An 11,787-nucleotide genomic window follows, 5' to 3' on the forward strand; every position below is an offset into this window, starting at 1 on the left:
TAAAGTAGTATGGATATATTATGGCGCGATCGCAATTTCAAAATCTTCAAAAGTATCTCCGTCCTTACTGGAGTGACTTAGCTATTGGCACAGTTGCCCTACTACTGGCAAATATTCTGGGTACATATATTCCTTCACTGATCAGGGGTGCAGTTGACGATCTTGGTAAGATTAAAACTGGGGATTTTCATCACCTGATGAATTACGTGTGGCTGATTGCGGGTTTGTCATCATTGATGTGGGGCATCCGCATGACATCCCGCGTCTGGATCTTTGGAATTGGGCGCAAAATCGAGTTTAGTCTCAAGCAGCAAATTTTCGAGCATTTACTCAAGCTCCCCCCAAGCTACTTTGCCAACAATTCCGCAGGGGAAACGATCAGTATTGTCACCAGCGATGTCGAGAATATTCGCCGCTTGATGGGGTTCGCACTACTCAGTATCATCAACTCAGTATTTGTCTATAGCCTGACATTGCCAGCAATGGTGGCAATTGACCCTTTATTAACTTTGCTATCAATTTCGGTGTATCCGATCATGTTAGCGATCGTGCAGCGCTTTAGTGGTCAGTTGCGCGATGAGCAGTTAGAAGTGCAGGAAGAGCTATCGCAGGTTAGTTCCTTGCTCCAAGAAGATCTCAATGGCATGGCACTGATTAAAACCTATGCACAGGAGCAGAATGAACGGGATGCGTTTGGTAAGCTAAATGATCGCTTGCTCGATGCCAATTTACGCATGGCGCGTAGTCGTAATATTTTATTTCCATTACTCGGTGGTATTGCCAGTATTAGCTTTTTAGTATTGATTTGGTTTGGTGGCGAAAAGCTCGCTAACCCCGCCAATACTACTTTTAAGATTGGTGATCTACTAACACTAATCATTTATGTAGAACGCTTGATCTTCCCAACAGCGATTTTGGGATTTGTGATGGTGACTTATCAACGGGGTATCGTCAGCATTGAGCGAATTCAGGGTATTCTCGATATCCCCCCTGCGATCATCGATCCACCCAATGCGATCGCCCTCAACAAAGAGCAAGTTACAGGCAAAATTGAGGCAAGAGATCTCTGTTTTACCTATCCTAATGCGAGTCAACCTGCCCTTGATCATGTCAGTTTTATGATTCATCAAGGAGAAACGGTCGCAATTTTAGGAACGGTAGGTTCTGGAAAATCCACGTTAGCTAGTGCCTTGATGCGCTTAGTGGAAGTTCCATCGGATCAAATTTTTATCGATGGGGTGGATATTACCAAAATGCGGATCGAAGACTTGCGATCAATCATTTCCTTTGTACCACAGGATAGTTTTCTATTCAGTGCCACCATGCGTGACAACATCCGCTATGGTAAACCCCAAGCCTACGATCATGAAGTAGAAAACTTCGCGAATCAAGCTCGTATTGAGCAGGAAATTTTAAAATTTCCTAAGCAATACGATACACTGGTGGGTGAACGTGGAATTACCTTATCTGGTGGGCAAAGACAGCGCACTGCCTTAGCTAGAGCCTTGCTAGTGGATACGCCGATTTTGGTACTAGATGATGCACTGTCTAGTGTTGACAATCAAACAGCAACGGGAATTTTAAGTAATTTGCCGCGCAACAAAACAGTTCTCTTTATTACGCATAATCTATCGGCTGCCTCAACTTGCGATCGCATTATTTTGATGGATGCAGGCAAAATTGTCCAAGTAGGCAATCACGCCGAATTACTCGCCGATTCGTCGCTCTATCAAAAACTCTGGAATCAACATAAACTTGAAGTTTCCCTTCGCTAATAGAGACTTAGGCTAAAGGATATGCATAAAATAAGGAGCCAGATTTTTGGTGATACGGCAAAGCTGCACCGCCAAAAATCTGGTTCCTTATTTATTAAATCGCAGAAACCTAAATGTTAACTTGGCAAGCGATAGTATCCCTAGCGACCTTCATAAGTGTCATCTTTTTACTGATTACTGAATGGATACATTTTGTAGTAGCCGCTTTTCTTGGCGCATTGCTTCTGATTATTACTAACGTAATAACTATGCCTGAGGCGATCGGCTATATCGGCAAAAGTCACGGTACGTTGGGGCTGTTCTTTGGTGTGATGGTGATGGTACGCGCCTTTGAACCTACAAAGGTCTTTGAGTACCTTGCCACCCAGATGGTGATTCTTGCCAAAGGAAGAGGCGATCGCTTGCTATTAGGAATAGTCGCAATCACCACACCGATCTGTGCCGTTTTACCTAATGCCACTACGGTGATGCTACTTGCACCATTAATTCCACCAATGGCACAGGAAATCGGCGTAGATTTTGTACCACTGTTGATTTTGATGGTATTTGTGGCGAATAGCTCAGGCTTGCTTACCATCGTTGGCGATCCCGCTACTTACATTGTTGGTGATGCCATCAATATGAGTTTTGTAGACTATCTCATGAAACTTAGTCTTGGGGGCGCGATCGCTGTTGGTGTGATTGTGGCAATTTTGCCTTTCCTATTTCGCAAAATCTGGAATAAGAAGTTAGAAAATCTTGAACGTCTTCCTCATCCCAAGATTAATCATCCCCGCACTCTGATTATTGGCGCAATTATTACTGCCTTTGTGCTGACATTTTTTGTGATTGGCGAAACCTTACCAGTTCCCGTATCACCCGCAACTGTTGCTTTGCTCGGAGCTGCTCTCGCTCTCATGCTAGCTCACCATAGCAAAATGGATACCGTACCGCATATTTTGCGAGATGTTGATTGGAGTACCCTGATTTTCTTCATGTGTATTTTTGTGCTGATTGGCAGCTTAGAGAAAACAGGTGTAATTGCCAGTATGTCTGGAGTTTTAGCAATCGTATTAGGAAAAAATATTGCCCTTGGTTCTATCTCTTTAATCTTTTTTGTAGGATTAATTTCCAGTGTAGTTCCGAATATTCCTCTTGTGGTGGCGATGGTTCCATTGCTTAAGCAATATGTCGTTAATGTCGGTTTAGCCAGCCCTGAAGTACTTGCGACCGATTTTGCAGGACAATTTCCCAGCGTAGTATTACCACTTTTCTATGCCATGATGTATGGCGCAACCTTGGGAGGCAATGGAACTTTAGTCGGGGCTTCCTCTAATATTGTCGCGGCTGGAGTTGCCGAGCAGCATGGCAAACGCATTTCCTTTAAGGTGTTTTTGCGCTATGGCATTCCCGTCATGATTTTGCAATTGATTGCCGCAACGATCTATGTCACGCTCAGATTTTTGATAGTTTAGAAATGCTTCCCCTCTCTCTGAGAAAGCATTTCTAAACTTAAGGTTGAGGCAGTTCCCAAATATCAATGCTCTTATCTTGACTACTACTAATCAATTTATGATTATCGGGAGTAATTATCAGAGAAGTTACCAAGTCCGTATGACCAATTAAATTCCAAATCGATGCTCTAGTTTGCAGATTCCATAGACGAATGGAGTTTCTACTATCTTTATCCCCACTTACTAAATATTTCCCATCACTAGTAATTGCGATCGCCCCAATCATTTCATCATGCCCCGTTAAAATAAATAGCTGCTTGCCTGAAGCAAAATCCCACACCCGAATTGATTTGTCATTACTACCACTGATGATCTTCTTGCCATCAGGCGTAATCAACACACAGGTAACATCCGATAGATGTCCTGAAAGAATTTTTAAGGTTTCTCCCGTTTTGACATCCCAAATCCTTAAGTGTTTATCCCGACTAGCACTGACGACGTATTTGCCATCGGGCGAAATGGCAACCCCCAAAACTTTATCAGTATGACCTTTGAGAGATCGCAACAGTTTGCCAGTAGAGATTTGCCAGAGATTGACCGTATTGTCATAACTACCACTGACCAACAGATCACTAGCGGTTGCGATCGCTAAACTATTCACCAGATTGGTATGACCAATTAAGGATTTGACGACTTTACCTGACGCAAGATCGATGATTTTGATGTTTTTATCTTGACCTGCGGTGGCAATCTGAAGATCAGAGATAAATACTACCGCACGTACCCAACCACCTTGATCTTTAATCTCGCGAATGGAATTGCTGTTGTCACCTTCCATCTCCCAAAACTTGACTGTACCATCGTCACTAGCACTAGCAATGGTTTTGCCATCAGGACTTAGGGCTAAATTCTGAATATTGTCCGTATGTCCCGATAAAGCCCTTTTGGGGGTTAAACGTTTTTGTTGAAAAATCGGCAGTTGAAAACTAATTTCTTCACCAATAGCTGAGACTTTAATAACAGTACCAATGCCCAATCCCAAGGCTGCCGCAATTATTACGGATATGGTTAGCAAAACTGGTGAAGTTGCTTTACGGGTGGACTCCTTGATCGCTTTCTTGATTGATTTTCGTTTAGCGTTAGTCTTACCACTAGGAGCTAATTTTTCAAGTTGTTCCATCTCTTTGAGAATCTTTAAGATGGCTTCACAGTTGATTGGGCGATCGCTAGGCTTATGAGCAATCAAAGCATCAATGAGATCGGCTAGTTCTTCAGAAATTTCAGGAGCGTGCGATCGCCATTCCAAGACATCGCGATCGGGATTATAGGTGTCAAGGGGATATTTACCTGTCACGAGATGGATCATCGTGCAGCCGAGGGAGTAGAAATCAGACTGCGGCACGGCAAAGCCTTTTTCCTGCTCAGGGGATGTATATCCCACTGAGCAAATACTGGTAACTCCTTGGATACCGCCAATTTTAGCAAGATAGGTGTGGGTTGCCTCACGAGCAGTCCCAAAGTCAATCAACACTAGTTGCCCCGATGGAGACAGCATCACATTCGCTGGTTTAATATCACGATGGAAATAGCCTTTGCTATGGACTAACGCCAGAATTTCTACCAATTGCCGTAGCCAGACGATCGCTCTTTTTTGAGCGATCGGTTGCCTGCCACGCTGATTGATCCATTGTTCAAGATTCACCCCCTCAATTTTTTGCATAACGATCCCATGCAGCATCTTGCCATTTTCCAAGGTGTGATGCACATAGGTTTCGATTTTTGGTATTCCCGCATGTTCGATTTGCCCCAAGACAAAAGCCTCCTGCTGAAACAGCGAGACTGCTTTGCTATCCTCATTCAAATCCTGTTTCAAGATTTTGAGGATCTTGGTTTGTCCTGCGGGATTCTCAGCTTCATATACGACTCCAAAGCCCCCAGAGTCGCTCAATAATTTAGTTACCGTATAGCAACCATCGATTAACAACTCCGAGCCACATCCTTGACAAGTTGGATAATTGTCATTGTCGGGATGGTCAGGAATTGGACATTTCGGATTAATACATAGACGCATGGTGTTTTAAAGCGTACCAGTCTAGACTTACTATAATCTCTAGCGCAGTCAAATTTATCGTAAGGGTTATGCGATTTAATAAAGAACCGATTTTTGTGGCGCGGCTTCGCCACGCCACAAAAATCGGGTTCTTTGTTGTACGGCATGTCCTTAAGCCTATAAAAAGCCCATAAAAGCAAAAAGATTGCTTAGCACCTTGTTACCGAATAATTCATGATCGAATACATCACAACACTTGTTATCAATGCAGCAATCTTTGCTCTATTTAGTCTTGGACTCAATCTGCAATGGGGTTTCGCAGGATTAGTCAATTTTGGGCATGTTGCCTTTATGACTGTCGGTGCATATACCACCGTTTTACTAAGCCTCAATGGTGTGCCTTGGTTCCTTGCTTTTTTAATAGCCGCCGCGATCGCAGGTTTACTCGGCATCCTCATTGGCAGCACAGCACTCAAACTGCGCGAGGATTATCTTGGTATCGTCACCATTGGTGTATCGGAAATGGTGCGCCTCTTTGTCAATAACGAAGAATGGCTGACCAAAGGTACAGGTGGCGTACAGGACTTTCCGCTTCCACTGGTCAATATTGTGGCTCGTCAGAACTATTCCTTTATTCTAGCTGCCCTATTAATAGTTGTCGTGGCGATCATTTATTGGCGCTTGGAATGGCTAGTGCGATCGCCTTGGGGAAGAGTCCTCAAAGCGATCCGTGAAGATGAGGAAGTGGTTAAGGCGCTGGGCAAAAATGTATTTTGGTATAAGTTACAAGCCTTTGCGATCGGTGGTGCGATCGGTGGTATGGCAGGTGCATTCTATGCTTGGCAATTAACCACGGTCTATCCCGATAACTTTATTCCCCTGATTACATTCCAAGCATGGACAATCGTGACCATTGGCGGTGCTGGCAATAACCTTGGCGTGATCCTTGGCGCAGCATTATTTCAGTTTTACAATGCTGTACCCAGATTTCTCCCTGAACAAATACGTGCCGATGGTGGCAGATTTGAAGCAATTCAGTTAATTTTAATTGGCTTGACCTTAATTATCCTGATGCTCTGGCGACCACAGGGAATTTTAGGCAATAAAGATGAATTAACTTTGAACAGATAAAAAAAGAGGTTGCTAAGCAACCTCTTTTTTTATCTGTTCAAACCCCAAATAAGTGAAGGCGGCACTTCGTGCCGCCTTCACTTATTTGGGGTTTATGTCCTAAGCAAAACTTACATTGCTATAGCAAAAGAAATGCGTTTTTAGTATTTGGGAACCGAAGGATCGATTTGATCGCTCCATGCGTTAATACCACCCTGTACATTGATCCCATCGATGCCAGCTTGCTTGAGAATGCCAAGAGCCTTCATCGATCGCCCACCCATTTTGCAATGCGCGATTAACTTATGCCCATTGAGCAAAGACTTGACCTTTTCTACACCATTACCATTTTCGATTTCTGGCAAAGGCACTAGCACGGTATTAGGGATTTTGCCAATTTCCCATTCATTAGGGTTACGCACATCAATGATTAGATAATCCGATGCACCAGCATCAATGATCTCTTTAAGTTCTTTGACGTTAATTTCGGCGATCGCCTTTTGTGCTTCCATTTCAGTTTCTTTTTGTTGGGGAATACCACAGAACTGCTGATAATCGATCAATTTCTCAATGACAGGACGTACTGGGTTAGGACGTAGCTTGAGTTCGCGGAAAGACATCTTCAAGGCATCGTAAAGTAACAAACGTCCACTCAGGGTATTGCCTTGTCCGAGAATAATTTTGACGGTTTCCGTGGCTTGGATCACACCAATGATCCCCGGCAAAATCCCTAGAACTCCACCTTCAGCGCAGGAAGGTACTAGTCCGGGTGGTGGTGGCTCTGGATAGAGATCGCGATAGTTAGGACCACCTTCATAATTGAAGACCGTTGCCTGTCCTTCAAAGCGAAAAATTGAGCCGTAGACGTTAGGCTTATTTAGCAATACACAGGCATCATTGACGAGATAGCGTGTGGGGAAGTTATCCGTACCATCAACCACAATATCGTAGGGAGCCATGATCTCCAAAGCATTAGCTGAAGATAGATGGGTATTGTACAGATCAATTTGGCAATAGGGGTTGATCTCCAAGATCCGCGCTTTTGCCGACTCGATCTTAGGTTTACCAACTGTACTAGTGCTATGAATGATTTGACGTTGAAGGTTAGAGGTATCCACCACATCAAAGTCTACGATGCCAATGCGTCCGATCCCTGCGGCAGCGAGGTATAACAACAAAGGTGAACCCAAGCCACCCGTACCGATACATAGTACGCTAGCAGCCTTGAGTCGTTTTTGTCCTTCTACCCCAACTTCAGGCAAGATTAGGTGACGCGAATAGCGTTCGTAGTCATCTTGAGTAAGTTGAATCGAATTTGGGTCTGGGTTGAGCATGATTAAATGAATCGCACTTTGTTTTGCATAGGAGATCAGGAGATCGCTTATGCTGATTTGGCGTATTTTTATATTCCTATTGTAGTTTCCTAGTTTACGCTTTAATGCAATGTTGTATGTTTGTTGCGGTTAGTTTAACTGCTATAACTACGATCTAAGATTTACAAAAATTTAGATTACCAATTATTGCTAAGTACCTAAACAAGCTTTTGCAGAGCTTATGGGGTTTTATACTCTATTTAGAGCGTTACTAAATCCACGCAGTACTATGGAGCTTATGGATACCCCTTACATCTACTACATTCCGATTTACCCTGACGATGATAGTTCCGAAACTCTCATGCACTTATTTACTGGTCAGCCCGGTTTAGATAACGAGATTATTAGTTTATTAGAAGCCCTTGACAGTCGTGAGCATGAGGGTGAAGCCGTTGATTATATTCACGAACTTGAAGAGAAAGTTGGTTTAAAGCGTCTTTCAGTCAGATATTTACCACGTAAACGCGATCGCGCTGTACCGATTATGACCTAAACAAAAAATCGCGCAAAAGAAATCGTGTTTTGCGCGATTTCTTTTGTAAGGGTGTGATATCCCCACTTCGGATAATTTCTGTAAAGTTGAGTCAGCTTGTAAAATTAGAATAGATGTAAATAAAAATAGATGTAAGTAAGACAGAGAGTTAAAATGGCATTTTTTGATTCTGAGATTGTCCAAGACGAAGCACGTAATCTATTCCAAGATTATCAAGCATTGACGCAGCTTGGTGGTAGTTATGGCAAGTTTGATCGCGAAGGCAAAATCCTCTTCATTGAAAAGATGGAAGAGATGATGGATCGCTATAAAATTTTTATGAAGCGTTTTGAACTGTCCGATGATTTTATGGCTCAAATGACCCTAAAACAACTGGAGACTCAGTTAGGTAATTTTGGGATTACCCCACAGCAAATGTTCGACCAGATGAATTTGACTTTAGAAAGAATGAAGTCTGAACTAGAACTCCACAGCTAGGCTATTCTTTTTTAGCTGTTGGCTTTTATCTGTCAAATTGGGGACGGGCAAGTACAACTACGCTCCGTACAGCGATGTTACTAGCCTTGAGAGTAGCGATCGCTTCGCGGATAGTTGCGCCACTCGTATAAATATCATCAAATAGAATTACCTCTTGCTGATCAGATGATTGAGTTGATGGAACTGCAAAGGCTCTAGATAGATTTTGTTCACGTTCTTGTTTACTCTTGGTCTGCATTTGCGCTTTGGTCTCCTTAACTCGTTGCAACAATTTTGGATTGCATCGGAGCATAGTGACATCGCAAAAGCGACGAGCAAGAATTTCAGCTTGGTTAAATCCGCGAACTTTTAGCTTACTGTCATGTAGAGGAATGGGAACCACAAAGAGTTTTTTATATTTTTTAGTCAGTGATAGAGTATGTGGCGATCGCTTCCATGTATCGGCAATTTTGACTGCGATCGCTTCCATAATTTCAGGATGATTTTCATATTTGCAAGCAGCGATCGCCCGTTTCAATGCGCCATCATAAATTCCCCAACTATAAAGCGGAATCTCTGGAGCAATGGGATTATCTTTCTGCAAAAATTCTGTTGCTTGATAAGCAGTAATTTGGCGATCGCAGTCTTTGCATAAAATGCGATCGGCAGGACGTTTACATAATGGACAATTGGCTTGCCAGAGAGAATCTTTAACAGTATTAGATAAATTTTTGAACCATTGCATGATTTTCACCCTATCTAAGGGTGGTGCAATGCACCACCCTTAGCAATTATTCAACTGTGACAGATTTGGCAAGATTTCTGGGCTGATCGACATCTAAGCCACGATGTGCTGCTACATGATAGGAAAGTAGCTGTAATGGAATTACAGTGAGAATTGGTGAGAAAATCTCATCAACTACAGGAATTGGCAAAATGTAATCAAATACCTCGTGAGCAGCAGGATCATCTAAAGGTGCAACCCCAATTAATTTTGCATCTCTAGCCTTCGCTTCTTGAGAATTTGAGAGAACCTTCTCATAGACACTACCGGGAGTAGCGATCGCAACTACAGGTACATCTTCATCAAGCAATGCGATTGGACCATGCTTCATCTCACCTGCGGGATAGCCCTCAGCGTGAATATAGCTAATTTCCTTGAGCTTGAGCGCACCTTCGAGAGCGATCGGGAAATTGATGCCACGACCTAAGAAGATGAAATCTTTCGTATGGGTAAACTGGCGCGAAAGTTCCTCGATATAACGCTCTTGACTTTCGAGAATTCGTTCCATGTAGGCAGGAAGTTGACGTAATCCTTCGATTAATTCTTGGGTTCTCGTTGCTGACAGATTACCCTTAGTAACCCCAAACTCGATTGCCAATAAATAGAACATTAATAATTGAGCAACAAAGGTTTTCGTTGCTGCTACACCGATCTCAATTCCTGCTTGGGTATCAATCACCGCATCGGCAATACGCCCAATGGAGCTTTCAGTACGGTTGGTAATACCTAGACAGCGATCGCCTCTTGATTTTGCCAATTCCAAAGCGGCTAAAGTATCAGCAGTTTCACCCGATTGAGTTACGCCAATAACAAGTGTATTCTTTAAAAAAGGTGGTGGTGAATAGCGATATTCCGAAGCATACTGCACACTGGTTGGGACACCTGCAATCTGCTCTAGGAGATATTTGCCCACCAAAGAAGCGTGCCAACTGGTTCCACAGGCAAGAATTTCTACCCGTTCAATGGAGTTGATAAAGCCTTCGGGAAGTCTCAACTGAATTTGATTGTTGTCGCTAATATAACTAGCGAGACCTTCGCGAAATACCCCCGGTTGCTCATAAATTTCCTTGAGCATGTAGTGCTTGAAGCCTTGCTTCTCCACCATTGTTGGATTCCAGTTGAGGGTCTGGGGCGCACGGCGGAGGCGATCGCCTTTAGCATTAAACACCTGCACTGAGTCTTTCGTAAGTCGGGCAATTTCCCCATTTTCTAAAGGAATGACTGTACGGGTATAGGCAACTAACGCAGGTGTATCCGAAGCACAGAAATTTTCATCTTTGCCAATACCAATAACGAGAGGAGCCTGTTGGCGCACCACGATCAGCTCGTCAGGATAATCGGCGTGAATAACCGCGATCGCATAGGCTCCTTGCAACTTGGCTACGGTTAGGCGCACTGCTTCAAATAGAATCGAAGGGGATTTTTCAGGAATAACATCGCCTAAATTCTTTAATTGCGAAAGAAATTCCGCAATCATGTGGGGAATTACTTCCGTATCCGTTTCACTGACAAAAACATGCCCAAGTGCTTTTAAATCAGTCCGCAGTAGGTGATAGTTTTCGACAATGCCATTCTGAACTACAGCAAGGTTTCCCATCGTATTGGTATGGGGGTGGGCATTATGCTCTTCAGGTTTGCCGTGGGTTGCCCAACGGGTATGCCCAATGCCAATGGGTGCTTGGGGAGCCGTATCCGCATTTAATTTTTCTTCAAGTTGAATCAGCTTGCCCTTAGCCCTGACTCGATGCAGACTGCGATCGCCTAGGGGAATTGTGGCAACGCCTGCGGAGTCATAGCCGCGATATTCCAGTTTGCGTAGCCCTGAGATTAAAACTTCATTTGCCGAGCGATGTCCGATGTAGCCAACAATTCCACACATAATGTCAAGTTGAAGTAGATACAGTAATAAATTTTGCGGACTTTGTACACAAAAATTTATTACTGTATTTAACCATGCAAAGCCGTGATTCCTAGTCTATCGCGATAATTTAGCGACAATTTATGGCTAATTACCTCGCACTAATAAATCACCCCGTCCATAAAACAGACAGGATAGTTCATTTATACCCACCTAATTACAGTCCTAATTACAGTACTTTGCACAGCCAATATAGCTATAGCATTTCTAATTTCAAAACTAAAAATGGCTACGCCATTTTTAGTTTTGAAAACCCTTACTGAGTTTGGTTTTTAATTCACAAAAGTGTTATCACACTTTCGTGAATTGGTATGATTTTTGGGATTGTGGAAGCGCCCCACAAGCCATTTAGGATTGCGATATAATCTTCTATTAATGTTTATGGTTTATGATTA

At 43.1% G+C, this 11,787-nt stretch carries 9 protein-coding genes; 5 read left to right on the plus strand and 4 right to left on the minus strand.

What is annotated here, in order from left to right; translation table 11 throughout:
- Positions 1-20 precede the first annotated feature (20 nt).
- Both NMG48_RS16455 and NMG48_RS16460 read left to right on the plus strand, forming a co-directional pair.
- Positions 21-1,775 (plus strand): ABC transporter ATP-binding protein, encoded by a 1,755-nt coding sequence (locus NMG48_RS16455; protein WP_271252542.1) that lies wholly within the window; start codon positions 21-23, stop codon positions 1,773-1,775.
- Positions 1,776-1,888: 113 nt separating this feature from the next.
- Positions 1,889-3,229: an SLC13 family permease gene (locus NMG48_RS16460; RefSeq protein ID WP_271252543.1), complete on the plus strand. Its 1,341-nt coding sequence runs from the start codon at positions 1,889-1,891 to the stop codon at positions 3,227-3,229.
- Positions 3,230-3,266: 37 nt separating this feature from the next.
- On the opposite strand, the gene NMG48_RS16465 is transcribed toward NMG48_RS16460, so the two are convergent.
- Positions 3,267-5,279: a serine/threonine-protein kinase gene (locus NMG48_RS16465; protein ID WP_271252544.1), complete on the minus strand. Its 2,013-nt coding sequence runs from the start codon at positions 5,277-5,279 to the stop codon at positions 3,267-3,269.
- A gap of 213 nt (positions 5,280-5,492) precedes the next feature.
- Between NMG48_RS16465 and NMG48_RS16470 the strand changes: the two genes are divergently transcribed.
- Positions 5,493-6,389 (plus strand): branched-chain amino acid ABC transporter permease, encoded by an 897-nt coding sequence (locus tag NMG48_RS16470; protein WP_271252545.1) that lies wholly within the window; start codon positions 5,493-5,495, stop codon positions 6,387-6,389.
- Between the two features lie 140 nt (positions 6,390-6,529).
- Here NMG48_RS16470 and moeB read toward each other — a convergent pair whose 3' ends face one another.
- The gene (gene moeB / locus NMG48_RS16475; RefSeq protein ID WP_271252546.1) at positions 6,530-7,702 is read right to left on the minus strand and encodes a molybdopterin-synthase adenylyltransferase MoeB; all 1,173 of its coding nucleotides are present in this window, start codon (positions 7,700-7,702) and stop codon (positions 6,530-6,532) included.
- A gap of 277 nt (positions 7,703-7,979) precedes the next feature.
- Between moeB and NMG48_RS16480 the strand changes: the two genes are divergently transcribed.
- Both NMG48_RS16480 and NMG48_RS16485 read left to right on the plus strand, forming a co-directional pair.
- Entirely contained in the window at positions 7,980-8,234 is a 255-nt protein-coding gene (locus tag NMG48_RS16480) for a hypothetical protein (protein WP_271252547.1), read from the plus strand.
- Between the two features lie 153 nt (positions 8,235-8,387).
- Positions 8,388-8,711: a DUF1825 family protein gene (locus tag NMG48_RS16485; protein ID WP_126387152.1), complete on the plus strand. Its 324-nt coding sequence runs from the start codon at positions 8,388-8,390 to the stop codon at positions 8,709-8,711.
- 25 nt (positions 8,712-8,736) lie between these two features.
- On the opposite strand, the gene NMG48_RS16490 is transcribed toward NMG48_RS16485, so the two are convergent.
- On the minus strand, positions 8,737-9,435 hold the full coding sequence (locus tag NMG48_RS16490) for a ComF family protein (protein WP_271252548.1): 699 nt from the start codon (positions 9,433-9,435) through the stop codon (positions 8,737-8,739).
- Positions 9,436-9,481: 46 nt separating this feature from the next.
- The gene (gene glmS / locus NMG48_RS16495) at positions 9,482-11,353 is read right to left on the minus strand and encodes a glutamine--fructose-6-phosphate transaminase (isomerizing) (RefSeq protein ID WP_271252549.1); all 1,872 of its coding nucleotides are present in this window, start codon (positions 11,351-11,353) and stop codon (positions 9,482-9,484) included.
- Between the last annotated feature and the right edge of the window lie 434 nt (positions 11,354-11,787).

Source organism: Pseudanabaena sp. Chao 1811 (genome assembly GCF_027942295.1).
Lineage (GTDB): Bacteria > Cyanobacteriota > Cyanobacteriia > Pseudanabaenales > Pseudanabaenaceae > Pseudanabaena.

Bases quoted from the DNA above. Each gene is read 5' to 3' on its own strand.
- NMG48_RS16470 (WP_271252545.1), top strand. From the start codon at position 5,493: ATGATCGAATACATCACAACACTTGTTATCAATGCAGCAATCTTTGCT.
- moeB (WP_271252546.1), bottom strand. From the start codon at position 7,702: ATGCTCAACCCAGACCCAAATTCGATTCAACTTACTCAAGATGACTAC.
- NMG48_RS16455 (WP_271252542.1), top strand. From the start codon at position 21: ATGGCGCGATCGCAATTTCAAAATCTTCAAAAGTATCTCCGTCCTTAC.
- NMG48_RS16485 (WP_126387152.1), top strand. From the start codon at position 8,388: ATGGCATTTTTTGATTCTGAGATTGTCCAAGACGAAGCACGTAATCTA.
- NMG48_RS16460 (WP_271252543.1), top strand. From the start codon at position 1,889: ATGTTAACTTGGCAAGCGATAGTATCCCTAGCGACCTTCATAAGTGTC.
- NMG48_RS16480 (WP_271252547.1), top strand. From the start codon at position 7,980: ATGGATACCCCTTACATCTACTACATTCCGATTTACCCTGACGATGAT.
- glmS (WP_271252549.1), bottom strand. From the start codon at position 11,353: ATGTGTGGAATTGTTGGCTACATCGGACATCGCTCGGCAAATGAAGTT.
- NMG48_RS16465 (WP_271252544.1), bottom strand. From the start codon at position 5,279: ATGCGTCTATGTATTAATCCGAAATGTCCAATTCCTGACCATCCCGAC.
- NMG48_RS16490 (WP_271252548.1), bottom strand. From the start codon at position 9,435: ATGCAATGGTTCAAAAATTTATCTAATACTGTTAAAGATTCTCTCTGG.